Source organism: Sorangium sp. So ce363 (assembly GCF_051520435.1).
Lineage (GTDB): Bacteria > Myxococcota_A > Polyangia > Polyangiales > Polyangiaceae > Sorangium > Sorangium cellulosum_B.
In genome coordinates this window covers 9,208,634-9,232,657 of sequence record NZ_CP150333.1, presented here as the reverse complement: position 1 = coordinate 9,232,657, position 24,024 = coordinate 9,208,634, and the positions used below count along the sequence as shown (strand labels likewise).

General features: G+C 68.6%; 20 protein-coding genes and 2 pseudogenes. 9 read left to right on the top strand and 13 right to left on the bottom strand.

Annotation, left to right across the window (positions count from 1 at the left end; translation table 11 throughout):
- Nucleotides 1-30 precede the first annotated feature (30 nt).
- The 3 genes from WMF12_RS34795 (at nucleotide 31) to WMF12_RS34785 (ending at nucleotide 3,331) form a co-directional block, all read left to right on the top strand.
- Nucleotides 31-1,197 (top strand): ABC transporter permease, encoded by a 1,167-nt coding sequence (locus tag WMF12_RS34795; protein ID WP_437852299.1) that lies wholly within the window; start codon nucleotides 31-33, stop codon nucleotides 1,195-1,197.
- A gap of 149 nt (nucleotides 1,198-1,346) precedes the next feature.
- Entirely contained in the window at nucleotides 1,347-2,234 is an 888-nt protein-coding gene (locus WMF12_RS34790) for a putative glycoside hydrolase (RefSeq protein ID WP_437852298.1), read from the top strand.
- A gap of 464 nt (nucleotides 2,235-2,698) precedes the next feature.
- Entirely contained in the window at nucleotides 2,699-3,331 is a 633-nt protein-coding gene (locus WMF12_RS34785; RefSeq protein WP_437852297.1) for a glutathione S-transferase family protein, read from the top strand.
- A gap of 370 nt (nucleotides 3,332-3,701) precedes the next feature.
- Here WMF12_RS34785 and WMF12_RS34780 read toward each other — a convergent pair whose 3' ends face one another.
- From WMF12_RS34780 to WMF12_RS34755, 6 genes and pseudogenes are all read right to left on the bottom strand, one after another.
- Nucleotides 3,702-4,802: an alpha/beta hydrolase family esterase gene (locus tag WMF12_RS34780; protein WP_437852295.1), complete on the bottom strand. Its 1,101-nt coding sequence runs from the start codon at nucleotides 4,800-4,802 to the stop codon at nucleotides 3,702-3,704.
- A 685-nt stretch (nucleotides 4,803-5,487) separates the two neighbouring features.
- Entirely contained in the window at nucleotides 5,488-5,703 is a 216-nt protein-coding gene (locus WMF12_RS34775; RefSeq protein ID WP_437852294.1) for a hypothetical protein, read from the bottom strand.
- A gap of 137 nt (nucleotides 5,704-5,840) precedes the next feature.
- Nucleotides 5,841-6,260, bottom strand: a pseudogene (locus WMF12_RS34770) (efflux RND transporter permease subunit); the annotation flags it as partial.
- 40 nt (nucleotides 6,261-6,300) lie between these two features.
- A complete protein-coding gene (locus WMF12_RS34765) occupies nucleotides 6,301-6,720 on the bottom strand; it encodes an outer membrane protein assembly factor BamB family protein (protein WP_437306528.1) in 420 nt (139 codons plus the stop codon).
- 323 nt (nucleotides 6,721-7,043) lie between these two features.
- Nucleotides 7,044-8,105: an aldo/keto reductase gene (locus WMF12_RS34760; protein WP_437852293.1), complete on the bottom strand. Its 1,062-nt coding sequence runs from the start codon at nucleotides 8,103-8,105 to the stop codon at nucleotides 7,044-7,046.
- A gap of 16 nt (nucleotides 8,106-8,121) precedes the next feature.
- Nucleotides 8,122-8,283 (bottom strand): annotated as a pseudogene (locus tag WMF12_RS34755) (3-beta hydroxysteroid dehydrogenase); the annotation flags it as partial.
- A gap of 115 nt (nucleotides 8,284-8,398) precedes the next feature.
- Between WMF12_RS34755 and WMF12_RS34750 the strand changes: the two are divergent.
- Nucleotides 8,399-9,316, top strand: a complete 918-nt coding sequence (locus WMF12_RS34750; RefSeq protein ID WP_437740980.1) for a LysR family transcriptional regulator — start codon at nucleotides 8,399-8,401, stop codon at nucleotides 9,314-9,316.
- A gap of 80 nt (nucleotides 9,317-9,396) precedes the next feature.
- Here the strand turns inward: WMF12_RS34750 and WMF12_RS34745 are convergent, their stop codons facing one another.
- The 3 genes from WMF12_RS34745 to WMF12_RS34735 form a co-directional block, all read right to left on the bottom strand.
- Nucleotides 9,397-10,035 carry a YdeI/OmpD-associated family protein gene (locus WMF12_RS34745; protein ID WP_437740979.1) on the bottom strand — a complete coding sequence of 213 codons (639 nt, stop codon included), beginning with the start codon at nucleotides 10,033-10,035 and terminating at the stop codon, nucleotides 9,397-9,399.
- Between the two features lie 390 nt (nucleotides 10,036-10,425).
- Nucleotides 10,426-10,746 carry a hypothetical protein gene (locus WMF12_RS34740; RefSeq protein WP_437852292.1) on the bottom strand — a complete coding sequence of 107 codons (321 nt, stop codon included), beginning with the start codon at nucleotides 10,744-10,746 and terminating at the stop codon, nucleotides 10,426-10,428.
- Between the two features lie 210 nt (nucleotides 10,747-10,956).
- The gene (locus tag WMF12_RS34735; RefSeq protein ID WP_437852291.1) at nucleotides 10,957-11,862 is read right to left on the bottom strand and encodes a LysR substrate-binding domain-containing protein; all 906 of its coding nucleotides are present in this window, start codon (nucleotides 11,860-11,862) and stop codon (nucleotides 10,957-10,959) included.
- Between the two features lie 114 nt (nucleotides 11,863-11,976).
- Here WMF12_RS34735 and WMF12_RS34730 point away from each other — a divergent pair, with 114 nt between their 5' ends.
- Genes WMF12_RS34730 through WMF12_RS34720 form a run of 3 tightly spaced genes read left to right on the top strand, consistent with a single transcriptional unit; the run spans nucleotide 11,977 to nucleotide 13,501 of the window.
- The gene (locus WMF12_RS34730; RefSeq protein WP_437852290.1) at nucleotides 11,977-12,348 is read left to right on the top strand and encodes a hypothetical protein; all 372 of its coding nucleotides are present in this window, start codon (nucleotides 11,977-11,979) and stop codon (nucleotides 12,346-12,348) included.
- Nucleotides 12,349-12,396: 48 nt separating this feature from the next.
- Complete coding sequence (locus WMF12_RS34725) at nucleotides 12,397-12,852, top strand: DUF6640 family protein (protein ID WP_437852289.1); 456 nt, start codon at nucleotides 12,397-12,399, stop codon at nucleotides 12,850-12,852.
- Nucleotides 12,853-12,868: 16 nt separating this feature from the next.
- On the top strand, nucleotides 12,869-13,501 hold the full coding sequence (locus WMF12_RS34720) for a HupE/UreJ family protein (RefSeq protein ID WP_437852288.1): 633 nt from the start codon (nucleotides 12,869-12,871) through the stop codon (nucleotides 13,499-13,501).
- Between the two features lie 554 nt (nucleotides 13,502-14,055).
- On the opposite strand, the gene WMF12_RS34715 is transcribed toward WMF12_RS34720, so the two are convergent.
- Nucleotides 14,056-15,051, bottom strand: a complete 996-nt coding sequence (locus WMF12_RS34715) for a TetR/AcrR family transcriptional regulator (RefSeq protein WP_437852287.1) — start codon at nucleotides 15,049-15,051, stop codon at nucleotides 14,056-14,058.
- A gap of 62 nt (nucleotides 15,052-15,113) precedes the next feature.
- Here WMF12_RS34715 and WMF12_RS34710 point away from each other — a divergent pair, with 62 nt between their 5' ends.
- Nucleotides 15,114-16,514, top strand: a complete 1,401-nt coding sequence (locus WMF12_RS34710; RefSeq protein ID WP_437852286.1) for a hypothetical protein — start codon at nucleotides 15,114-15,116, stop codon at nucleotides 16,512-16,514.
- A 96-nt stretch (nucleotides 16,515-16,610) separates the two neighbouring features.
- Here WMF12_RS34710 and WMF12_RS34705 read toward each other — a convergent pair whose 3' ends face one another.
- From WMF12_RS34705 to WMF12_RS34695, 3 genes are all read right to left on the bottom strand, one after another.
- On the bottom strand, nucleotides 16,611-18,419 hold the full coding sequence (locus WMF12_RS34705) for an FAD-dependent monooxygenase (protein WP_437852285.1): 1,809 nt from the start codon (nucleotides 18,417-18,419) through the stop codon (nucleotides 16,611-16,613).
- Entirely contained in the window at nucleotides 18,416-18,868 is a 453-nt protein-coding gene (locus WMF12_RS34700; RefSeq protein WP_437852284.1) for a hypothetical protein, read from the bottom strand. Before WMF12_RS34700 ends, WMF12_RS34705 begins: the two co-directional genes overlap by 4 nt.
- 173 nt (nucleotides 18,869-19,041) lie before the next feature.
- Entirely contained in the window at nucleotides 19,042-20,412 is a 1,371-nt protein-coding gene (locus WMF12_RS34695) for an endo-1,4-beta-xylanase (protein WP_437852283.1), read from the bottom strand.
- 214 nt (nucleotides 20,413-20,626) lie between these two features.
- Between WMF12_RS34695 and WMF12_RS34690 the strand changes: the two genes are divergently transcribed.
- Nucleotides 20,627-24,016, top strand: a complete 3,390-nt coding sequence (locus WMF12_RS34690) for a hypothetical protein (RefSeq protein ID WP_437852282.1) — start codon at nucleotides 20,627-20,629, stop codon at nucleotides 24,014-24,016.
- Nucleotides 24,017-24,024: the final 8 nt, after the last annotated feature.

Here is a 24,024-nt window from a genome sequence, read left to right as displayed (position 1 = left end):
TCGACACCCTGAAAGCGGGAGAGAGCGCTCATGATCCCCGTCGCCTACAACGTTCGAAATCTGGTGGTGCGCAAGACGACGACCCTCGCTACGGCGTCCGGTCTCGGCCTCGTGGTGTTCGTGTTCGCGTCGGTGCTGATGCTCGCGAACAGCGTGGAGCGCACCCTCGGGCGCACCGCGCGGGACGACGTCGCGATCGTGATGCGGAAGGGCTCCGACGCCGAGATGGTGAGCAGCATCGAGGAGCAGCAGATCGGCGTGATCCTCGCGAGCGCGGAGGTCGCGAAGCGGCAGGACGGCAAGCCGGACGGGGTGGGGGAGGTGGTGGCGGTCATCCTCCTCGAGAAGCTCGGCACGGACGGCATCTCCAACGTGCAGGTGCGCGGGGTGCCCGACGACGTGCTCGCGTTCCGCTCGCAGGTGAAGATCATCGAGGGCCGGCCGGCGCAGCCGGGCACGGACGAGGTGATCGTGGGCAAGGCGATCAGGGGCCGCTTCAAGGGCCTGTCGATCGGCGAGTCGTTCGAGCTGCGAAAGAACCGGCCGGTGAAGGTCGTCGGGGTGTTCGAGGACGGCGGCTCCTCGTCGGAGTCCGAGATCTGGGCCGACCTGCACACGACGCGCTCGGCGTTCGGCCGCGAGGGGGGCGTCTCTGCGGTGCGGGCGCGGCTCGCCTCGGCCAGCAAGTTCGACGCGTTCGAGGCGTCGATCGAGCAGAACCGGAACCTCGGGCTCGAGGTGATGCGCGAGAGCGTCTATTACGAGAAGCAGTCCGAGGGGACGAGCATGTTCATCAAGGTGATGGGCGTGCTCATCGCGGTGTTCTTCTCGATCGGCGCCATGATCGGCGCGATGATCACGATGCACTCGTCGATCGCCAACCGGCAGCGCGAGATAGGCACGCTGCGGGCGCTCGGCTTCTCGCGGTTCAGCATCCTCGTGTCGTTCCTCATCGAGTCGGTCCTCCTCGCGCTGGCGGGCGGGGCGCTCGGCGTGCTCGCCGCGCTCGGGATGAGGTTCGTGCGCTTCTCGACCGTCAATTTCGCGAGCTGGTCGGAGGTCGTGTTCACGTTCGAGCCGACGCCCGGGATCCTGCTGACGTCGGTGGCGATCGCGGCGGTGATGGGCCTGCTCGGCGGGTTTTTCCCGGCGCTCCGCGCTGCGCGGATCAGCCCGATCCAGGCGATGCGGGGGTGATCCGGGGCGCGGGAGCTCGCGGGAGTTCCAGCGTGGAGGCGCAGATCCGGGAAGCCGCGTAGGACTCGCGCGGCGTGCCCGGCGCTCCCGCGCGCGCCCGGCGCTCCCTTGGCCGGGGACGTGCTCTCCCCTCGCCGGGGGGGAACAGCATGCCCACGATCACCAAGGCGATTTACGTGAACTTCGCGGCGGGGAGGAACGTGGAGCGGCTGAATCGGCTCTCCTCCCTGGTCCAGCGGACAGAGCTGAACTCCCTGGTGATCGATATCCGGTCGGAGGGTGGCGCGCTCCTCTTCGAGCGTGACGAGGTGACCAGGGCCCAGCTGGGCGCCCTGCGCGAGGCCGGCATCTACCTCATCGCCCGGCTCGTCGCGTTCAAGGGCGGCCCGCGGGGCTGGTACGACCCGGGCTCGCAGCCGCGATGGCACGAGATCGCGGAGATCTCGCTCCGGGCGTACGACGCCGGCTTCGACGAGGTGAACTACGATTATGTGCGTTATGGCGCCGCGCGCGAGCCGCGGTCGCGGACGCCGATCGAGGAGAGAGTGCCGACGATCCGCGCTTTCTTCGAGTTCCTCCGCGCGGAGGTCGGCAATGCGGCGTCTCGCCCGATCTCCGCGGATGTCTTCGGGTTCACGCTGCTCGGGCCGCAGGAGGGGATAGGCCAGCGGCTGGAGGACGCCGTGGAGCTCTTCGACTACGTGATGCCGATGCCGTACCCATCGCACTGGGGCCCTGGCAGCTTCGGGTTCGCGAACCCTGCGCATCACCCCTACGAGACCCTGTATGCCTCGCTCTCGGCCGGCTGGCGCAGGGTGGCAGCGCTTCCCGGGCGCATCGGGCTGCTGCGCAGCTGGATCCAGGCGTTCGATCTGGACAGCTCGCGCCCCATGCAGCGGTACGAGTACACGCCGTGGCACATCCAGGAGCAGATCCGCGCGAACGACGACGCCGGCTGCGCGGGCTACGCGGCGTGGAACCCCCGGAGCCACTACGACGAGAGCGCGTTCGTCGGCGCGCCGCGGGACACGGCGTGAGAGCGCGGCCGCTACCGCTCTCGCCACGCCCGCAGCGGGGCCATCCGGCGGCTTTGCCGCGGCGAGAGCGCTTGCCATACCGCGCTGCTGCCCGCACGCCGCCGCCTGACCGGACGGGCTAGCTCCGCGGGTCAGAAATCCCGCCAGAACAACCGGTCGATCCAGGTGGCCGCCTGAACGAAGCAGCCTGCGGCGCAGGCCCGCGTGCTCGGCCCGCTGGACGAGCTTTGGAGGCGCCGACGCGGCGCCTGCGCGCTCTCGTTCGTGTGGCCGCGGCTCGAGCCGGTGATCATCGCCGGGTAGCGGTCGAGGTCGCCACGCGCCGAGGCGGGAGCCATGAACGCGGCGGGCAGAGGAATTCAAACCTGCCGCACCTGGCGCCGCGCCCAACGGGGCCGGCCTCTGGTAGCCTCCGCCGCGCCGCCGACCGACCGGCGGAAACGAACGGAGAAAGAGACACCACCATGGCCATCGTTCTTTACCACCACCCGTTTTCGCGCGCCGCCAACACGGTGTGGATGCTCGAGGAAGTCGGCGTCGAGTACAAGCTCAAGTTCGTCGACATCATGGCCGGCGAGCAGAAGAAGGAGGACGTCACGAAGCTCAATCCGATGGGCAAGCTGCCCTTGCTCGTCGACGGCGACACCGTCGTCACCGAATCCGCGGCGATCGGCCTCTATCTCGCGGATCGTTATGCCCCGGGCCGCCTCGCGCCGAAGCTCGACGACGCGGCGCGCGGCACGTATTTTCGCTGGTCGCTCTTCGCCCCCTCGGTCATCGAGCCCGGCTCGATGGCCAAGGCCGGCAACTGGGAGTTCCGCACCGGCTCCGCCGGTTGGGGCAACTACGACGACATGATCGCGACGATGGAATCGGCCATCTCTGGCCGTGACTTCGTCCTCGGCAAGGAGTTCTCGATGGCCGACGTCATCTTCGGCGGCACCATCGCGTACATGCTCGACTTCAAGATGCTCGAGCCGCGCCCGAGCTTCACCGGATATGCCGAGCGGGTCAGAGCCCGCCCGGCGTACGCGAAGAGCGAGGCGCGCAACAAAGCCGTGATGGACGAGCGCGGCCTCAAGATGCCTGGGGCTTAGATCGCCCTGAAGGATGGAAGCGGAGCGCCTCGGCGAGCGCCGTAGGAGCGCCGCGTCCTCTTCCTGCGCTGTGCGCTACGGCGACGTGGTAAGAGAGCCTATGCGCTGCGGCATTACCACTTCGTCATCGATCGCGGTATCGGCATCGTAGAGCTGGCGCGCGCCGTAGAGGCGCGCGGCTTCGACTCGCTCTACCTCCCCGAGCACACCCACATCCCGGTGAGCCCAACCACGGCGTCGACTTCCGCCGCCGCCGGGCGCTGGTGCGCGAGCAAATCCTCGCCATGCAGCGCCTGTGGAGCGACGAGGTCGCCTCCTTGAGCGCGGCGCTACGCGCGGGCGAGGGTCCCGTCCGCGGCGAGGACGTCGGTCAGAACTGCTTGAAGAATTTCCACGACTCGATGGGAATCCAGTTCGGATTGCCGTCGATGTTCGTGTGCCCGCCGCCGAAGGTGCACACCCGCGTCGGATGTTCCGGATCGCAATCCTTGAAATCGTAGCAGCTGTACGCGCCGTTTGAAGTCGGGATGTTGTCCGGAATCGTGCAGCCGTTGTCTTCGGCTTTTTCGAGGGCGATGAACTTGGCCCCTCTCTTTTGACCTTCGTTGTTCACCCAGGGGCAAGTCGGGTCGTTCATGCCCGTCGTGTGCATCCAAGCAATGGGCTTCCGCGTCTTTTCAGGCAACCAGATGTTGTAGTTGGCCGGGGCGATGCCCACCGCCGCACGGATTTCCGCCTGATGGTTCGTCGACAGCGAATAGGTGATCATCCCTCCGAAGCTGAAGCCGGTCGCGAACACGCGGGTCGTGTCGTAGCAGACATTTTCATTCATGAACGCCATGATGTCGTCGAACAGCGCGTGGTCCTTCTCTTGCCACGTTGCACCGTCCGAGGAGGGGGCCACGAAAATGGCTTGCTCTCCGTCGGCCTCCATCTGCGGTTTGAGAAAGTAGAAGTCTTGCCCCTCGACGTCTTGCCAGCGGCTGCCGATCCAATGTGAAGTATAGAACAGCCGGTAGGGCTTGTTCATGTCGTAGTTCTTGGGCATATCGACGTAGTACACGCGATTTTGGCCCGAACTTGAGATCGTATACTCCTTGGTCGTCAACGTGGTTGCCTTGCCGCACCCCGCGCTCCGCACAGGCGCGTTCCCCATGGGAATGGCTCCTTCGGGCCAGCCACCCGTGCCAGCACCGCCGCTGCCGGTCGGCTCAGCCCCGCCGCTCCCGCCGCTGTTGTCACCGCCGGTCCCAGCCGCGGTGGTGCTGCTAGAGGTCGCAACGCCGCTGCCGCTCGTGCTACTAACGGAGCCGGTCGTCGTCGCTCCGCTCGCTACGACGCCTCCGCCCCCTCCGCCGCCTCCGCCCCCTCCGTCGTTGTTCGAGTCGGACTCGGCGGGGGCGCACGAAATCGCGACCCAACTCGCAAGGGTGACACAGAAGGCGAGTCGGCTGAACGTTTGATCTTGCATCACAGGTCTCCTACGTACCGGAATCAGGTGAAAAGGAAACTAAACGATTCGAGCGTGTCAAGGGCGACTCGCCACACTCCCCTCAGGTGACAGAACGTTCCTCACGGGATCCGCCTCCCTGGCAAAGTGCCTCCCACCCGGCCCAGACGAGCTCCCGGACGGGGCCGATGTGATGACACCGGTGCGCCCGAGGAGCGTCTTAGCACGGCCCGCCGCAACATAGGTTCCCTCGTTCCCGAGCTTGCCATCCGGTCGCTTCGCCAGCATCGCCGGATTCTTGACGAAATCGTCTCCGGTGGACAGCACCCAGGGTTTCACGACAGCCGTCGAACAAGCGAGGGCTGTCGCGTCCTCTATTGGATCGCTCTTGGCAAAACGTCGATCACCATCGATCAGCAATCGCTTCCGCGACGACCGAGCGAACAGGATCGGTGTAAAAATCGACTGAATGGGGTCATATTGACGAAGAGCTCGGTGCTCAGGAGGACCCGAGCAAACCGAAACAAAGGGGTGGTCCTCGACTGGAATGTGAACGCTCACATTGCCGGTGTCAATTCCAATCGACCGGCCCGCGGGTATCTTCGGGCCCGAGGGGAGGACATGGCTGGCAGGGCTCCTTCGGAGCGCCGCGTTAAGAGGGGTGGGCGCCGGACCGCGGCCATCGCCGGACTGCCCGACCACAATCCTACTGCCAGCCTGTCATGTTTCCGCGGCCGATGCGGAAACCGTGCCGGTCCGACTCCACGTCTTGTCGGTAGCAGCGCGTGTGGTAGTCGAGCTCGTGGACGAACAGGTGGGCCAAGAGGCTCGGATCGGCAAGGCACCTGTCCATCGGGCGCTCCGGCAGCGAGGCGATCATCACCGGTCCGCCGCTGCCCGCGATGGGCCAGACGATCTCCATGGGGCCGCCACGCCGGTAACGCCGCCGGTGGAGGGAGGGCGCCGCTATGGCTGCGGCGTGGCCGGGTGCGCCGTGCTGGCGGGCGCGCTTCGCCCTGCGCGCCGCGTCCGGAGCCGCGCGACGCGGCCCTGCACGTCGGTCTGCCCGGCGAAGAGCAGCGCGAAGGCGGCGCCCGCGATCGACAGGGGCAGGATCGTCAGCACCGTGACCGGGTGCAGGAACGAGTTGAACTGGGACGCGAGGACCATGTAAGCGACCAGGATCCCGAGCACGAGCGCGAAGAGGAGGCCGCCCATCGACGCGCGGAACGTCACGCTCGGGCCGCCGAGCACCAGGCGGTAGCCGGCCGGCAGGTCCCGTCCGAGCGCCTCGACCCGCGCGACCGCCTCGCCCTGCGAGTGCCCCGGCGCGACGTTGCCGAAGATCGAGATCGCGCGCTCGCGATCGCGGCGCGTGATCGCCTGCAGCGCGGGGAGCTCCTCGTGGCTGACCACCGACGTCAGCGGCACCAGCGCCCCCGACGCGCTCCTCACCTGGATCCGCGCCACGCGTACCGGATCGACTGGGAGGCGCGGGCGGCGTAGCGCCGGGGGAGCGTCAGTCCTTGTCGTCCGGCTGCGCCACATTGTCCGGCACGCCCAGGGCGACCGGGCCCATCCCCTTGCTCTTGAACTGGTTGTGCCAGAGGCTCTTGCCGGTGAGCGAGAAACACTCCACCTCGCCCTGCTTGGCGACGAAGAGCCGGTCTCCCTCCAGGAGGAGCGTGGCGCGGCCCTGCGTGGCGGCCTTCACCTCCCAGAGCAGCTCGCCCGTCGGGTAATGCAGACAGGCGACGCGGCTGAAGCTCGCCGCGTAGATCGCCGCAGGCGTGATCAGGAGCGCTGTGGAAGAGAAACCGACCCCGGCCTGCTTGTACTCCCAGAGCACGCGCCCGGTGGCCGGGTCGACGCCGAAGATCTGATCCCGGAACGCCGCCACCAGCACCGGCGCCGCCGCGATTGTTCGGTATTCGCTCATACGTCCCCTCGCTTCCTGATTGCGCCCAGCGAGCTATCAGCGGGGGGGCGGCGCGGCAAGCTGCGAGCACGTGCGGGGTCGCGAGCCGCGCGCACGGCGAAGATGCGAGCTCGCATGGGCTCCTGGCGGAAAGGTGATGCGGGGAGCGAGCTCATCTCGAGCGGCTCCTCGCTGCGCTCCTCCGGCGCAATGGTAGTCCATCGGAACACCTCGGAGAGCGCGGGGGTGGTCGCTGCCGCGGCGGCGGAGGCGCTCGCCGAGCACCCGGCTCGCGCTCTCCCTCTGGACGCGCGAGGTAGCTCAGGGCGGCGGCGCCCGGCCCTTCAGGGCCCTTGGCCGCTCGATGCGCTGCTCGACGGCGCAGGCCGCCTCTGCTGGGAGCGCTCGCTGTCGAGCATCGCCATGTGGGCTTCCGGGTAGCGCGCGCCGACGATTTCGCTCGCGGGCACCGCGGCCTCGAGCGCGGCGACCTCCGACACGTCGAGCGAGAGATCGAGGCTCGACAGCGCCTCCACGAGCTGTTGGCGCGTGCGAGCCCCCAGGGTCGGGACGATCGTCACGCCCTGAGCCGCGCCCTTCGCGCGGACCCACGCGATGGCGAGCTGCGCCGGGGACACGCCCTTTTCCGTCGCGAGGCGCGCGAGCGCATCGACGAGGGGCTGGTTCCTCTCGGCGTTGCCCGCGGAGAAGCGGGGCATGTGTGCGCGGTAGTCGCCCTCGCCCGAGGGCTTTGCGCCCGTGAGCAGCCCGCGGGACAGGACGCCGTACGCTGTCATCGCGATCCCGAGCTCGCGCAGGGCCGGGATGATGCTGGTTTCCACGCCGCGGCTCACCAGCGCATATTCGATTTGCAGGTCGCAGATCGGATGCACCTCCGCCGCACGCCGGATCGTCTCCACGCCGACCTCGGACAGGCCGATGTAGCGGACGTACCCCGCCTTCACCATGTCGGCGATGGCGCCCACCGTCTCCTCGATCGGAACACGGGGATCGAGGCGCGCCGGTCTGTAGATGTCGATGTGGTCGACCCCGAGGCGCGACAAGCTGTGCGCCAGGGCGTTCTTCGTCGCGGCCGGACACGCGTCGTGCCCGAGCATCTCGCCGCCCGGCCCGCGGAGCGCTCCGAATTTGACGCTGAGGAGCGCCTTGTCGCGGCGGCCTCGCAGCGCCTTGCCGACGAGGAGCTCGTTCTTCCCCATGCCGTAGAAGTCGCCGGTGTCGAGGACGTTCACGCCGCGCTCGAGCGCCTCGTGGATGGTCGCGATGCTCTCGGCCTCGTCCGCTGCCCCGTACCAGCTCCCAGCCCCCATGCCCATGCACCCGAGGGCGATGGGAAACACCGAAGGACCGCCAGTGCCCAACCTTACTTCGCTCGTCGTGATCATGTGATGCCCTCTCTTTTCAGGTTTCGAAATAACGCCCCTGCTCGAGGTCGGCGATGAGCCCAGGCTGCCGCGGACTCCATCCCAGCCGCTCTCGCGTCCGCGTGCTCGAGGCCGGGTTGTCGAGCGCAAAGAAGCGCGCGAGCCAGGCGAAATGCTCGGCCGCTCGTGACAAAGACACGCATGGTGTGCGTCCCCTTGTAGAAGAGCTGTCCGCCGCGCTGCCGCGGCTCCGGTCGCAGGAGAGATTGGAGTTCCGTCGAGCCTGCTGCACGTGTATCCTCGGAAGCCTGAGCATGACCAAGAGTAGGTCTCGTGGTTTCGACACGCGCTCGCTGGACGGCCTCGGCGTCCTCCGCGCGGTCGTGGAGGCCGGGAGCTTCGTGCGCGCGGGGGAGGCGCTCGGCCTCACGCAATCCGCGGTCAGCCGTGCGATCGCGCGCCTAGAGGACCGCGTCGGCGTACGCCTGTTCCGCCGCACCGCCCGCTCCATCTCGCTGACCGACGAGGGCCTCCGCTACTACGAGTCGGTGGCGCCGCATCTGGCCGCCATCGAGGACGCGACGATCGAGGCGGGGGGCTCCTCGGCCAAGGTTCGCGGCCTCCTGCGCGTGAACGTCGACGGGAGCGCCGGGCAGTTCGTGCTGACACCCCACCTGGGACCGTTCCTCGCGCGCCACCCCGACCTCTCCGTGGAGATCGCCGAGCGCGATCGCATGGGCGATCTGGTCCGCGATGGCTTCGACGTCGCCGTCCGGTTCGGTCGCCCGGAGCCGTCGGCATTGAAGTCTCGCCTGCTCCTGCGAACGCGCGTCGTCACCTGCGCATCGCCGGCGTACCTCGCGCGCCACGGGGTGCCACGCCGCCCCAGCGACATCGAGAAGCATCCGTGCGTTCTGATGCGAGATCCGGCCACGGGGAGCCATTTCGCCTGGGAGTTCGTGCGCGGGAAGAAGGTCGTCCCCGTGAACGCCTCTGGACAGCTGATGGTGAACGGGGTCGCGCTCCTCGTGGCGTGCCTCGCCGGACATGGGATCGCGCAGGTGCTCGAGGTCCACGCGCGCGATCTCCTTGCCGACGGACGGCTCGTTCAAGTGCTGCCGGAGTGGGCCGAGGAGACGTATCCCCTCTACGCGTACCATCATGCCGCACAGCTCATGTCGGCCAAGGTCCGCGCCTTCTTGGAGTTCGTCGTCGCGCTGACGCGCGCCTAGGCAGGCGGGCGGGCCGTGCGCGTCGATGCGACGGGCACCTGCGCCGACGTCTGCAAGGGCAGCTGATCGGCCCGTCTCGCCTACTCTGTCGCGGGCCGGGCCGCCTTTGACGGCCCACCGCGCTCCGGCACGATGGTCTCACCGCGCGCCAGCATCGCCACCAGCGCAGCGATCTTCCTCGCGCGACCCGCGGGCGTCTTCATGTTGTTCGTGCGGAACGCCAGCGCGAACAGGTTCTGGCGCCCCAGCGTCTGGAACGTCTCACGCGCTCGTGGGTCCGCCTCGATCGCGGCGCGGAGGTCGTCGGGGATGGTGGCTTCGGTCGCGCTGCGGATCGGCGCGTACGCCGCATCCCAGCGACCATCGGCCCTGGCCGCGTCCACGTGCCGCTGCCCGTGGGGCGTCATGCGCCCCGCGGCGGTCAATCGGGCGATGTGGTCGCGGTTGATCTGGCTCCAGACGCTCCTCGCCTTGCGCGGCGAGAGCCGCTGCAAGAACGAGGATTCATCCAGGGCTTTTCGAGTCCCGTCGATCCATCCCCAGCAGAGGGCCACGTCGAGCGCTTGCGCGTAGGTCACCGTCGGTACGCCGGAGCCCTTCTTGTAGATCCGGAGCCACAGCTCCGTCTCCCGCGCGTGGTTTGCGGCCAGCCACGCTTCGAACGCGGCCTCGTCAGGGAAGCTCTTGATCTTCTTCTTGTCGGGGACGATCGGCGCCATCCGGTCTGCCTCGCAGCGCGGCCATCCTACAGCGAACCGGCCGAGACGTCAGCGCCCGGATCGTCGAAGGCCGACTCACCCGACCCGCCGCCCTGGTCCCACGGCCGCCGCCGCACCGGGGTACGCCCGAGCTCGGCGCGCGGCACCTCGACATGGCGCCCTTCCCCCCATGGGTTTCAGGGATTGAACGTCGCGACGAAGATGTCGGAGCCGCCGGCGTGGGGGATGGGGCCGGTCCCGAAGTCGACCGCCGCGCTCGCAGCCCCTGTGAGGGCGATCACGCCGCTCGGCGAGATCGTGATGCCATGAGCGCTGGCGCCGAAGCTGAGGGTCCAGAGCTCGGCGCCGCTCGGGTCGAGCTTGGCGAGCCCGTCTCCGGCGACGACGATGTTACCAGCGGAATCGAGCGCGAGCGCGTCGCCGAAGGGGATCGAGTCGCGCGCTGTCGATCGCGAGATCGGCGTTGTAGAGCGGGTGGTCGTACTCGTCGGGAGGGGGCGTGATCTTGTGGTTCCAGAGGACATCGCCGCCAGGGCTCAGCTTCAACAGGTAGGCACCGTCCGTCCAGACGTTGACGAAGACCAGGTAGGTGTTGCCGAGCGCATCGACGGCGATCCGCTCGGGATAGCTGGAGATTTCGAGCGGCCTGTCCGGCGGGGCGATGGGGGCTTGACTCCAGATGAAGTTGCCATCGCGGTCGAGCTTGGTCACGAAGGCTCTTGACCGCGCCGCACGCGCCTCGGCGCGCGGCGCGCTCTTCGTAGAACCGCTCCACGCTCTCGACGAAGATGCGGGTCAGCAGCAGCGACGCCGACAGCTTCGCCGCCGTCTTGATGGAGGATGCGGCGGCCCATCGCTCGCGGGATATGCTGGATATCGAATCCGTTCTGTGCGTGCATGACGACATCGACGAAAGGGAGCTTACGACCGTGAGGTGGCCCGATCCGAGGAGCCGGATGCTAGCTTCACGAAGGCGCGTACAGAGCCGGCGGTCTCGTCAGCGCGGCCGATCAGGAGCAGCTCGGCAAAGACGTTCTTCGGCGCGACGAACGGACGATAAACGATGCGGGGAACCTTCACCTGAATCAGCGGTTTTGGAGCCAGCGCCACGCCCAGGCCTGCGCCGGCCAACGACAGCATGCTCAAGGTGGTGTCGGCGCGGTGGACCCGGCGCGGCTCGCGTCCTATCACGAGAATCAATCTCTTCAGCACCTCGTCACCGGCCTCTTCCGATGGGAACATGATGAGCGGCTCTCCGGCGAGCATCTTCGGCGTCACGCGCCTGTGCGCCGCGAGCGCGTGCTCCTCTGCCATCGCGACCACCAGCGGCCAAGCGCCGATCGGTTGGACGCTCAACCGCGGATCTACCTTGAGAGCGAACGCCGAGCAGTAGCCGACGTCAACCTCGCCGGTCAACACGGCTTCCGCCTGCCTCGAAGGTGGCATCTCGCGCAGCTCGATGTCCGCGGCAGGATGGGCTTTGCGGAACGCTCGCAGGTGGTCCGTCATCTTGCCAGTGAGGATCGCGTTGCCCGCGTAACCGATGCGAACTTTGCCGATGTCGCCGCGCAGCGATTGCTGGACGATCGCCTTGGCCCGCTCCGCCTGCGCGACCGCCCGCTGCGCCTCGACGACCAGCAATGCGCCGGCTTCGGTCAGCTCCACGCGCCGACTCGTCCGCACGAACAGCGCGCCGCCGATCTCGTTTTCGAGCGCCCGGATCTGCATGCTCAGCGCCGGCTGAACGATGTGCAGTCGCCGCGCGGCGCGGCCAAAATGGCGCTCTTCGGCGACCGCCAGGAAATAGCGAAGGTGTCGTAGGTCCACGACATTCGACCGTACCATGGATCAATCAGAAGATCAAATCGATCGATTGGATCAATATATTGTTATTGTGGTTAATGGGCGGCTATGATCTCCGTGATTCACCGCGGAGAGCCCATGAATCATCATGTGCGGAAGGAAAAGCTCGGGCTCACGGCCATGTCGGTCGCATCGATCTCAGGGGCGTTGGCTGGCTTTATCAAGATCGGCAACGCCGACGGGGCCGGTCCGCTCGCGATCCTCGACGAGGCAAAGAACCAGGGGCTCCACGTGGCCGGACACCTGCCGGCCTCGATCAGCGCCGTGGACGCCTCCAATGCCGGATGGCGCGCGGTAGGTTTCGTCAAGACGCAAATCTCATCTGCGTCGACGAGACGACACGGGCCCCGCGGGAGAGCCTGGCGCAGCAATTCATCGATACTGTCCCAGTCAGCGCCGCGGCCACGTTCCACCGTTACTATGAATTTCAACGCGAGGTGGCCGCGCTGATGAGGGAAGCGGGCTATTCCAACCAACGAGAGTCAGGAGCCTATCACCATGAACCGAAGTACCCTGGGAAGAGTCGTTCTCACGTTCGTTCTGGCGAGCGGCGCCATCGTCGCTGTCGGCGTGGACTGGAATGAAACCCACCTGTTCAACCCTGCATGGCATGAGCATGCGCGCTTTCATGACGCCCTCATGCTGCTCATCCTGTGTGGCGTGACGATCGTCGGATTGTGGATGGTGTGGCGGCGGTCCATGGAGCCGCAGGTCGGGTTCAACGTGGCGGCCTGGATCGTCGTCATCATCTGGACGCCCTTCTTCTACATTACGTGGCTCATCCCGGGGACCAGCCTGCTCGCGGGACCCGACGTGCCGCTCCCGGTCGTCGCGGGCGTCCCGCTCTACCCGAACGTGCTCATCGCAGGTACCGAGCTCTTGCTCGCGGCGCTCGCCTACAAGCTCTTCCACAGCGATCCTGCATCGACGGCAGCGCGCGTGGCGAACGCCTGACGAGGAGAGGCGCTTCATGAAATCCACGATCCAGAAGACGATGGGATGGGCTTCATGTCCCGGCGCGCGCGCCCTGCTCGTCGCCACGCTCGTCTCGCGGCCCTCCGTGAGCTGGGCGCACCCGGGCGGCGCCGATGCGGGATTTCTGAAGGGCCTCTTCCATCCGGTGTTCGGCGCGGACCACCTGCTCGCGATGGTGAGCGTCGGTGTCGTCAGCTCGCAGCTCGGCGGAAAGCACCTCCTCCGGATCCCCGCCACGTTCGTCGCCGCGATGCTGGTCGGCGGCCTCCCGGGAATGGCGCAATGGCCCATGCCCCTGGGCGAGCTTTGCATCGCGGCGTCGGTCGCGGCGCTCGGTCTCGGCATCGTCACCACGACCCGTGGCTCCTCACCGTTCCTGCTCTCCGGATGCGTGGCGATGTTCGGTGTCTTTCACGGACATGCCCACGGCCTGGAGATGCCTCATGCGGTCAGCCCGGCGCTGTATGCCATGGGCTTTCTGCTGAGCACGACCGTGCTTCACCTCTGCGGTCTCGTCCTCGGCGAGCTCGCCGCCGGTCGAGAGTCCCTGTCGCGGGGGCTGCGCTATGCCGGCGCCGCCGTGATGGGGACGGGGATGGTCCTTCTGGTGCGCGGGGCCGGCATCTGACTGGAAGCGGCTCGCCGCGACGGATGCGGCTTCAGCGGGGATGGCCGCGATTGGAGCCACGTGGCCGACGCCAACAGCTGCCTGTTCGTGCAGGGCGGGGCCTACGACGAGGCGCACGATCGGGTGGTGGTGCTCAGCGGTCTCGCGGCCGACCACGTCGGCGCCGACCGCTCGCGGAGCACGAGCACGCGTCGCCGTGGTCGTCGGGCGCCACGTACACGCTCGCGGGGGCGCGCGCGGGCCGCCGACGTCGTTGCCGCCGCCGCTGCCACGGTTGCCGCCGCCCTCGTTGCCGGCGCCGCCGTTGCCCGCACTGCCGCCGCTGCCCCACCATCCGATGCGAGACGGCACATCGATGCCTCGACAGCGCTGCATGCAACTGCACCATACCCCTGCTTCCTGGCACGGCTCGCTACTGGCCACAGCCGGAGTGCGTCAATGCATGCAGGAAAAAATCTCAGAGACGAGTGGTCGCCGAAAACAGTGGGCCTGGATGCTGACGGCGCGCTGAGGGGTACGGCCACGCTCCGGCGGCAGGCGCACAGGGGCGGCGATCACCGCCCGTCGGACGCGTTGCGCGCCCGGTAAGCGCGCTGCTGGCACGCCCGCGAGCAGTAAGCCCGCGGCCGCCCCGTGGCAGGCTGGGCGATCTCGCGGCCGCACTGCGCGCACGTCGGCCCCTCGTCACGCCGGGGGGCGTCGCCGGGAGTTTCATCACCAACGCGCGCCGGGGGGCGTGACGTTTCGGGACTTTCGTCACACTGACCGGAGCGCGACCGGACGAGCGCCTCGATGCCGTCGAGCAGGCGCTGGAGGCCGAACAGGAACACGTCCTCCGTGAACGGGTGGTCGTCGAACGCGCCCGAGCGCATCAGCTTCGCCATCGTCGGGTGGCGCCCCGGGTCGAAGAGCTTGTCCCAGAAGTACGCGCGCTCGGACCACCACTGCTCGTCGGTGACGCCGGTCTCCTGCTCGGCCTCGACCGCGTCCACCGAGAGCCTCGCCGCGCCTCGGACGTACCCGTCGACGAGGTGGACGGCGGCGAGCACCTCGCGGGCGGTGAGGCCGATCCCGCAGACCGCGCGGAGCTCCGCGTCGTACGCCGCCATCCCGTTCGGCCCCATCACAGGGCGCACCGGCGTCACGTGCAAGAACCACGGGTGGCGGTGGTAGAGCGCCCAGTCGGCGTGCGCCGCCGCCTCGAGCTTGGCCCGCCATCCCCCGGGGACGCTGTCCACGAGGGGCAGCTCCCCCGCCACGGTGTCCAGCATGAGATCCAGGAGCTCGGCCTTGCCCGGCACGTACCGGTACAGCGACATCGTGGTGAACCCGAGCTTCCCGGCGACCCGCTGCATCGACAGCGCCGAGAGCCCCTCGCCGTCGGCGAGCTCGATCGCGGCCCGCACGATCTGATCGAGGCTCAGGCCGGGCCTGGGCCCCCGGCTCGGCCGCTTCCTGACCCCCCAGAGGAGCTTGAGGCTGCGCACGGCGTCGCCGCCCCCGCTGTACTCCGTCGCAGTTTTTCGCCGTCTCTTTGGTTTGACAGCCATCCTTCAACTGCGTATAGCACACACAGTACCGTGTACGACGTAAACAGTTGCTGGAGGTCCGCATGAAGCAGCACGACGAGAGGCCATCGAGGCGAACGACGCGAACGACGCGAACGACGACCCTGCTCCTCCACGCGCGCGGCCTCGCGGCCTCCGTGCCGCTCCTCGCGCTTTCCCTCGGATGCGCGGCGCAGGAGGCGGAGACGGCGCAGGAGCCGACGTTCTGGCAGGACGTCGCGCCGATAACGGCGTCCAAGTGCACCGCGTGTCACCAGGAGGGCGGGCTCGCGCCCTTCCGCCTCGACGACTACATCTCGGCGAAGGCGCGCGCCGGCGCGATCGACGACGCGGTGCGGGGCGGCCATATGCCCCCTTTCCTTGTGAAGCACGACGGCTCGTGCGGCGACTTCAAGGACGACGAGACGCTCACCGCCGAGGAGCTCGACGTCATCCATCGCTGGGCGACCGGGGCGCGCGCCGAGGGCGATCGCGCGGGCGCGCCGCCCACCCCGCCCGTGCCCACGCTCGAGGGCGGGGTCGACTACATGACGCCGCCGATCACCCCCGTGGTCGACCCCGCCGATCCCCTCGCGGCCCACGACGAGTGGAGGTGCTTCCCCGTGGACCCGAGCCTCGACGCGGACCGCTTCATCACCGGATATCAGGTGACGCCCGGGGTCCGGTCCATCGTTCATCACGTCACGGTCTATCGGGTGACCCCCTCGGAGGCGTCGCTGGCGGAGGGCAAGACGAACCAGGACGTGATGACGGAGCTCGACGATGCCTCGCCGGACCGGCCCGGCTGGGAGTGCTTCGGCGGACCGGCCGACGAGTTGCCGTTCCAGCCGCTGTTCGCCTGGGCGCCCGGGCAGGATGTGGTCGAGTTCCCCGGCGGCACCGGGGCGCCGGTCTCCGCGAAGGACGTCTTCGTCGTCCAGGTGCATTACAACATCCATGACCACGCGGGCGCCTCCGCCGAGGACTCGACGCGCCTCCGGCTCCGCTACGAGGACACCGTGGAGCGGCGCGCGGTGTTCGTCGGGGACGACGGCTTCATGACGACCCTCTTCGAGCCGGACGGCCCGGACACGCTGCCGCCCGGCCAGCAGGACGCCGCCTACACATGGCGCAGGACGCGGGCGGAGCTCGCGCTCGACCCGGCGCTGCCGCCGATCGAGGTGCTCGGCGTGATGCCGCACATGCACGAGCGCGGGCGCACCTTCGACCTGCGCGTGGGGTCGGGGACGCAGGAGAGCTGCATCGCGCGCGTGGACCACTGGGACGTCCACTGGCAAGGCGTCTATTGGTATCGCACGCCGCCGCTGCTCGACCCGAGCTCCTCGCTCGAGGTGACATGCACCTTCGACACGCGCGACGCCGAGGCCCCGGTGCTGCCGGGGTGGGGCACGCAGAACGAGATGTGCAACCTGAACCTCCTGGTCGCGCTGCCGATGACGCCGTGACGCCGCGACCGCCCCTGATTCATTCCTTTCTGCCGCTTTGCGTCTTTGCGTTGAAACCTCTCTCCGGATCCCTGGCAGGACTCCTGGTGGGTGGAGCTAGACCCCGTAGACTTGCTCCACGATCGAGGCGATCAGCTCCACGGATAGCGTCACGCCGCGCTGCTGGCGCCACGCGACATGCCCGTCCGGCCGGATCAGGAGCGCGCCGTCCTGCTCGATCTGCGAGAGCGCGTGCACGGTGTCCCGGTGACAGGCAGGGATGTCGGCCGAGCCGAGCCTGAACAGCCGGACGCCGTGGCGCGCCTCGACGTCCTCCAGCGCTTCGATGTCCGCGGGCAGCGCCTCGACGGCCGCGCCGAGCAGCAGGATCGAAGCGCCGTAGTCGATCATGGAGCGGCTGCCGCGCTGTCTCCTGTTCCCGTCCAGCCAGAAATGGGGGAATCGCGCGCCCGGCCGCGTCGACGGGAGGTACGAGGACACCCGGTCGTCGACCTCCGGCGGCCTCGTGCCGTCGCCGAGGAGCGCGCCCTCTTCATACGTGTAGCCGAGGTCGAGCCCGATCCGGTCGAAATGGGACCTCTGCTGCGCGATGGCCGCTAGGACGCGCTCTCGCACCGAAGGATCGCGATGGTACCGCGAGAGGATGCTCTCGCCGTAGTGCTGGACCTGCCGCTCGGTCCAGGCGCGGAGCGGGGCAGGCAGCGCGCGCATCGTGGAGCTCGCCAGCTTCTCGTTGACCCACTGAGCTTCCTCGACCTCGATCCCGAAGGCCTCCGCGACCTCGCTCATCCTCTCGAAGTTGAGCCGGCTCTCGTCGCAGTTCGTCTCGATGACCGGGCGGCGCTCGGCCTCGTAGCTGTCGAGCAGGCCGGGCGCGGCCCGCCGCTCGATCACCATGGCGAGCTTCCAGGCCAGGTTGTGCGCGTCGCCGATGCCGGAGTTCATGCCGAGCCCGCCCGTGGGCGGGAAGCGATGGGCGGCGTCGCCGACCAGGAAGACGCGCCCGCTGCGGAAGCGCTCCGCCACCTGCGCTGTCATGCGCCAGTGGCTCATCGAGGTGATCTCGATATCGACGTCGTCCCGCCCGAGCGCCGCCTTGATCTTCTTCTGCATCACCTCGGGCGTGTACTCCTCGATCTTCTCGTGCGGCGTCGCCACGGGGAGGTGAAAGACCCAGCGCTTCTCGACGTGGTGGGCGATGAACACGCTGCCCGGCGCCTTGGGGGAGAAGATGAAGTAGAGCTTGCCCCGGGTGCGGACCACGCGGCGCAGATCCGCCTGAAAATACGCGTTGACGACGTCGAGCAGCTTGTCCGGGCCCTTCATCTCGATCCCGAGGGCCTTTCGGCTCCGGCTCCCGGCGCCGTCGGAGCAGATGACGTACTGGCTCCGGACCGCGAAGGTCTCCCCCGTCGTCCTGCTGGTGATCCGGCTCGTGACGCCCTCCGCGTCCTGCTCGAAGGACTCCCACTGGTGGTGATGGAGCGCCTGGATCCGCGGCGACGCCGAGACGCGCTCGCGGAGGAGCTTCTCCAGCTCGACCTGCGAGATGTTGAGGTAGGGCAGGGGCGCCTCGAGGTGCTCTCGGTACTTGCGCCCGACGCCGTTGGCTCGCAGATCGATGCAGCCGAACTCCTCGCCGATCGTGCCGCAGAACAGGATCTTGGCGGCGTCCTCCTCCGGCGACGCCTCCGCGGACAGCTCGCCATGACCGAGCCCCAGCTCGTGGAGGATCTCGATCGAGCGCGCCGAGAGCTCGTGGGCCTTGGGGTGATTCTCCAGGCCCGGCCGGCGCTCGATGAGCACGCAGTCGACGCCGCGCCTGGCGAGGCACAGCGCGCTCACCATCCCCGAGGGACCAGCGCCGATGATGAGGACGGGAGCAGAGACGGTGCGATGGCTCATGTGGCGGCCCCTTTCCTGTGACACAGGGAGACGCCGGCGAAGAGCAGGGCTGCGGACGTGCCCAGGTGCAGCATGTTCGGCGGGAGGAAGCCGAGCAGGACCCGGCCACCGGCGTCGAACTCGGCGCCGGCAGCGCTCGTGAAGACGGCCGCCAGGATGAACCCGCCGATATGGAGGGCACCCAGGAAGGCGCCTGTCCGGACACGCTCCACGGTGCGCGGCGTGGCCGTCCAGAAGAGGTAGATGGAAGCGAGCGCGCCGAGGGCGCCGGCGCCGATCTGCCAGAGCAGGTGGAACCTCGCGTGTCCGGGCCAGTCGGGGTTCCGGAGGTGATGCGGATCGAGGATGTCGATCAGCCCGGTCAACAGGCCGTAAGCGACGGCCGAAAGGATGCAGAGGGCCTTACCCACGGCCCACGCCGTGGACGATGGCGCGCGTTCGGAGCTCATGGCAGAGGGATAAAGCACGGGAATCACGTGCACAATGGCCGTGAGTGGCCATGGGGTGGCCGGAAATGGCCACGCCCGTGGGAGGCGGGAGGCTCAGGTCATCGCGAGCGTTGCGCGCGCGTCGCGGCGAGAGCGAGCCGGGGCAGGCCGGCTCGTCTGGCGTCCATGACCCCTCAGAAGCCCACCACGGCGTCGTAAGCCGGCTTGGGGTTGTGGTTGATGTCAAAGAGCAGGGGGAAGTCCTTGCGCCCCGAGCTGAACTCGGACAGCCAGGTGTTGTCGTCCGCGATGCCCCAGAAGGTGACGCCCGTGATCACGGACTTGTACTTCCGGAACAGCTCGAAGAACTCCCGGTAGCGCGCGGCCTGCTTGGCCTTCAGCGCGTCGGTGAAGGTCGCGGTCGTGTAGAACGTGCTCTGGTTGTACGTCACGCCGGGGATGTACAGCGAGATGTCGAGCTCGGTGACCTGCACATCCAGGCCGAGCGACGAATAGAGCTCGATCGCCTTTCCCATGTTGGCCACGTTCTGGTGAACCGCCTGGTTCGTGGTCACCGTGGAGGGCTCGATGTTGAGGTGGGCCTGCAGCCCGACGCCGTGGACCGGCACGCCCTGATCGAGCAGGCCCTTGAGCATGTTGTAGATGCCCTGCTGCTTCGCGGGGATGTAGTTGTAGAAGTCGTTGTAGTACAGCTTGGCGTCTGGATCGGCCTCGTGCGCGGCCTTGAAGGCCTCCGCGATGTAGCTCTCGCCGAGGATCTCGTACCAGCGGCTCCTCTGGCCATCGGCCAGGTTGCCCGTGCGGTACGAGCCGTCCTCCATCATGGCTTCGTTCACGACGTCCCACGCGTAGACCTTGCCCCGGAAGTGACGCACGACGTTGCTGATGTGGTTTTTCATGCGTGTCAGCAAGGTTTGCCTCGACACGGCGCCGCCAGAGCCGTTCGAGAACAGCCATGCCGGGTTCTGGCTGTGCCAGACAAGGGCGTGCCCGCGGACCTTCATCTTGTTCGTGACCGCGAAGCTCACGATGCGATCCGCCGCGTCGTAGGTGAAGCTGTTCTCGTTCCTCTGCAGCGACTCGAACTTCATCTCGTTCTCGGCGGTGATGCTGTTGAAGTGCGCCTTCAGCAGCGTGGCGTGCGTCATGTACGACTGCGAATCCACCGCTGCCCCGATCGGGAAGAGGCTCGCGTACTTCTCCGCGAGGTTCTTGGGGGGGCCTTCATCGGGCATGCCGCCCGTGCCCTCGCCGCCTGTCCCCGCGCCGCCCGTGCCTCCGGAGCTAGCGCTGTCGGTGCCGCCGCTTCCACCCTCGTTCGTCTCACCCCCACCGGCCGACGTGCTGCCGCTGCCTCCAGCGTTGCTGCCGCCCGCGCCACCCCCGGCGCTCGACGATGTTCCGCTCGTTTGAGCCGTGCTCGCGGTGCTGCTGGTGGTGGTGGTGGCGCCCGTGGCCGCATCATCGTCCGGAGCCGACGTGGACGAGGTGCAGGACCAGAGCAGGCAGCTGAGCAAACCAATCGAAATCAAATTCTTGCGCATCGGTGCGATCCCTCGGACACGCACCCTACCCGATACGTGCCGGCGACAGCGAGTCAGGGCGTCCAGCACCGTTTGTTAAGTAATTATACTTACAAAGTGTCTCGGTGTAGGTGTTCTTTTCTCCTTCCGCACGCGGGTGAACCCGGACGGGATCCAGCTTTCTCGTGAATGTCCTGTCGAGCTGGCGCAACAGAGCGAGCTGGGTGGAAGATGCATGTGCGCGAAGGATGAGTCGCGAGGGCGGTGTCGATCGGTCCGCGGGGCGCGACGGCTGACAAGGACAGCTGTCCTGCTGGCCATCACCGCGCCCGCGCTGGCCTGCGACGTCGGTGAGCAGGGCGGCTCCAGCACCGGAGCGGGATCATCTCCGGCTGCCAGCGAGGCGAGCGCAGGGGGAGCGGGCGGCGGTGCCAGGGGCACGGGCGGCGCCGGCGGTGCGGGCGGAACGGACGGTGTCGGGGGAACAGGCGGCGCTGGCGGCACCGGCGGCGCTGGCGGCACCGGCGGCGCTGGCGGCACCGGCGGCGCTGGCGGCACCGGCGGCGCTGGCGGCACCGGCGGCGCTGGCGGCACCGGCGGCGCTGGCGGCACCGGCGGCGCTGGCGGCACCGGCGGCGCTGGCGGCACCGGCGGCGCTGGCGGCACCGGTGCCGTCGGGGGAACAGGCGGCACCGGCGGCACCGGCGGCGCTGGCGGAACAGGCGGTGTCGGGGGAACAGGCGGCGCCGGCGGTCTGCTGTTCTGCACGCCAGGCAGCGAGCGGGCCTGCTACGCCGGACCGAAGGGAACCGAAGGCGTCGGCCTCTGCCGTGCGGGCACGCAGCAGTGCAATGCCGCGGGGGACGCTCATGGTCCCTGCGTCGGCGAGGTCCTTCCGACAGAGGAGCAGTGCGAAACGGCGTCCGATGAGGACTGCGATGGAGTCGCGTCGGCGTGCCCGCCCGCGGGAGGCCATCTCTGGAGCAAGCGCTTCGGCGGCGCCCACGCGCAGGTCGCCGCCGACGTCGCCATCGATCCGGACGGCGGCATGATCGTCACCGGCCACTTTGCGGGAGCCATGGATCGCAACGGCTGGCGCTCGATGTACAGCGCTGGCGGCGATGATGCCTTCGTGGTGAAGTTCGTGCGCGACAGCGACGATCCCGAATGGGAGTACATACCCCTCTGGTCCCGGCGGTTCGGCGGCCCCGGCGGACAGCGGGCGCGCGCCGTCGCCGTGGACGCCGCCCGGAACGTCGTCGTGGTCGGCGTGTTCCAGGGAACCGTGGATCTCGGCGGCGCCCCGCTCACGAGCGCCGGCGGCGACGATATCTTCGTCGTCAAGCTCGACGCCGACGGCCAACACGTCTGGAGCCGGCGCTTCGGCGACGCCGCAGATCAGCGCGGCGAGGCGATCGCGGCGGACAGCGAAGGAAGTATCCTCGTGACCGGCCGGTTCCAGGGGACAGTGGACCTCGGCAGCGGCCCGCTCGTGAGCGCCGGCGGCGACGACGTGTTCGTCGCCAAGCTCGATCCTGACGGCAATGCCGTCTGGAGCCAGCGGTTCGGCGACGCCGCGGACCAGCGCGGCGAGGCGATCGCGGTGGACAGCGCGGACGACGTCATCGTGGCCGGCGATCTGCAGGGGCAGGCGGAGTTCGGGGGCGGCCCGCTCGTGAGCGCGGGCGGTGATGACGTGTTCGTGGCCAGGCTCGATGCCCATGGCGAGCACCTCTGGAGCAAGCGCTTCGGCGATGCCCAGGACCAGCATGTCGGGGACCTCGACGCGCGCGAGACGGGCGAGGTGCTGCTGATAGGCGACCTGGAGGGACAGGCGGATTTCGGCGGGGGGCCGCTGGTGAGCGCGGGAGGCCGCGACGTCTTCGTGGCCTGGCTGAGCGTGACCGGGGACCACCTCCACAGCGCGCGCTTCGGAGACGAGGCCGATCAGCGCGGCAAGGCCATCGCCCCTGCAGAGGGGGACGTGTCCCTGCTCGCGGGCGAGTTCCAGGGCCAGATCGATCTCGGCGGGGGGCCGCTCACGAGCGCCGGCGGTGACGACCTCTTCTACGCCGCGCTCGACGGGAGCGGCGCGCCTCTCTGGAGCCGCCGCGCAGGCGACGCCCAGGACCAGCGCGCAGCCGGGCTCGCCTGGAAGGTCACCGAACAAGGTCCGCGGGGGATGCTCGCGGGCCGCTACGATGGTCAGTTCCAGCCAGGCGATCTCATCGAGTGCCGCGATCACAACTTCCCCGGCTGCTCCCCCGGCTGGGATGACAGCTTCGTGGTGGAGTTCGCGCCATCGACCGGCGGGGATGCGTCGCAGTGCCACCTCGGCGAAGGGAGGCAGGACAACGGCGTACAGCACTCCATCCTGGAGGTGGCAGCGGACGGCGACGGCAACGCGGTGTTCCTGGGCGCGCTCGGCGGCGCCGTGGATCTCGGCGGCGGAGAGCTCGCGCCGGGGGGCCCCGCGATCTTCCTGGGAAAGCTCTCTCCGGCCGGCGAGCATCTATGGAGCAGGGCCTTCGACGTGGGCCCGCCGCTCTCGCCAACCCCGATCCGGCGCATGGTCGTGGACAGCGCTGGCAACATCGTCGTCCTCGTGGGCGCCGAGGCATCGCTCGACCTCGACCTCGGCGGCGGGCCGGTCGGCCGCGGCATCCCGGCGATCGCCATGGCGAAATACGACCCGTCCGGCGCCCACCTCTGGAGCAAGCGCTTGAGCACCGGCGGCGTCAAGTCGCTCGATGCGCTGGCGGTCGACGGCGCGGGGAACATCTTCCTGTCCGGCAGCTCCGACACGGGCATCGATTTCGGCGGCGGCCGCGTCCCTCCGAGGAACACGGTCGGCCACTATGCGTTCCTCGTGAAGCTCTCTCCGGGCGGCGAGCACCTCTGGAGCAGAGGCTTCGTGGGGACGGACTACATGCACCCGTGGAGCGCGACCGCTGATGGAGCCGGCAACGTGATCGTGGTGGGCGCGCTGCGGGGGAGCGCTGATTTCGGCGGTGGGCCGCTGTCGAAGGCCACGCGGCGCTCGGACGACGTCTTGATCGTGAAGTACGACGCGCTCGGCAATCACCTGTGGAGCAAGAACTTCGGCGACGACGCGTGGCAGTCCGGCCGGGCCGTCGCGGTGGACGCGGACGACAACCTCTTCGTGATGGGCAAGTTCGGGTCGACCCTGGATCTCGGCGGCGGGCCGCTGTCGAGCTTGCCAGAGGCCAACGAGTCCTTCCTGGCGAAGCTCGATCCGCTCGGCAACCACCTCTGGAGCAAAGGTCTCGGGCTGCACGTGTGGGTATCGAGCATCGCGAGCGACGGGGCGAACGTGCTGCTCGGCGGCAGCTTCTATGGGTCGGGCGAGCTCGCCGGGAGCCCCTTCTCCACCGGGAGCCAGAGCGACTACGACGCCCTCGCGGCCAGATTGAGCGGCGCGGGCGACCTGCTGTCGGTCGTACAGCTCGCCGGTCCCGACGTCCAGCTGGGCTTGTCGATCGCCGCGGACAGCGCGGGTCACGTGTTCGTCGCTGGCAGCACGGTGGGGGAGGTCGACCTCGGCGGGGGAGCGCTCGCCGCGGACGGCACGGAAGACGCTTTCCTCGTGAAGCTGGCGCCGTAGGTCGAGCG

Excerpts from the sequence above, each read along its gene's own strand:
- WMF12_RS34730 (WP_437852290.1), top strand. The coding sequence starts at position 11,977 with ATGAATCATCATGTGCGGAAGGAAAAGCTCGGGCTCACGGCCATGTCG.
- WMF12_RS34785 (WP_437852297.1), top strand. The coding sequence starts at position 2,699 with ATGGCCATCGTTCTTTACCACCACCCGTTTTCGCGCGCCGCCAACACG.
- WMF12_RS34795 (WP_437852299.1), top strand. The coding sequence starts at position 31 with ATGATCCCCGTCGCCTACAACGTTCGAAATCTGGTGGTGCGCAAGACG.
- WMF12_RS34720 (WP_437852288.1), top strand. The coding sequence starts at position 12,869 with ATGAAATCCACGATCCAGAAGACGATGGGATGGGCTTCATGTCCCGGC.
- WMF12_RS34775 (WP_437852294.1), bottom strand. The coding sequence starts at position 5,703 with ATGGAGATCGTCTGGCCCATCGCGGGCAGCGGCGGACCGGTGATGATC.
- WMF12_RS34725 (WP_437852289.1), top strand. The coding sequence starts at position 12,397 with ATGAACCGAAGTACCCTGGGAAGAGTCGTTCTCACGTTCGTTCTGGCG.
- WMF12_RS34745 (WP_437740979.1), bottom strand. The coding sequence starts at position 10,035 with ATGGCGCCGATCGTCCCCGACAAGAAGAAGATCAAGAGCTTCCCTGAC.
- WMF12_RS34715 (WP_437852287.1), bottom strand. The coding sequence starts at position 15,051 with ATGGCTGTCAAACCAAAGAGACGGCGAAAAACTGCGACGGAGTACAGC.
- WMF12_RS34760 (WP_437852293.1), bottom strand. The coding sequence starts at position 8,105 with ATGATCACGACGAGCGAAGTAAGGTTGGGCACTGGCGGTCCTTCGGTG.
- WMF12_RS34765 (WP_437306528.1), bottom strand. The coding sequence starts at position 6,720 with ATGAGCGAATACCGAACAATCGCGGCGGCGCCGGTGCTGGTGGCGGCG.
- WMF12_RS34705 (WP_437852285.1), bottom strand. The coding sequence starts at position 18,419 with ATGAGCCATCGCACCGTCTCTGCTCCCGTCCTCATCATCGGCGCTGGT.
- WMF12_RS34790 (WP_437852298.1), top strand. The coding sequence starts at position 1,347 with ATGCCCACGATCACCAAGGCGATTTACGTGAACTTCGCGGCGGGGAGG.
- WMF12_RS34780 (WP_437852295.1), bottom strand. The coding sequence starts at position 4,802 with ATGCAAGATCAAACGTTCAGCCGACTCGCCTTCTGTGTCACCCTTGCG.
- WMF12_RS34700 (WP_437852284.1), bottom strand. The coding sequence starts at position 18,868 with ATGAGCTCCGAACGCGCGCCATCGTCCACGGCGTGGGCCGTGGGTAAG.
- WMF12_RS34695 (WP_437852283.1), bottom strand. The coding sequence starts at position 20,412 with ATGCGCAAGAATTTGATTTCGATTGGTTTGCTCAGCTGCCTGCTCTGG.
- WMF12_RS34750 (WP_437740980.1), top strand. The coding sequence starts at position 8,399 with ATGACCAAGAGTAGGTCTCGTGGTTTCGACACGCGCTCGCTGGACGGC.
- WMF12_RS34690 (WP_437852282.1), top strand. The coding sequence starts at position 20,627 with ATGTGCGCGAAGGATGAGTCGCGAGGGCGGTGTCGATCGGTCCGCGGG.
- WMF12_RS34710 (WP_437852286.1), top strand. The coding sequence starts at position 15,114 with ATGAAGCAGCACGACGAGAGGCCATCGAGGCGAACGACGCGAACGACG.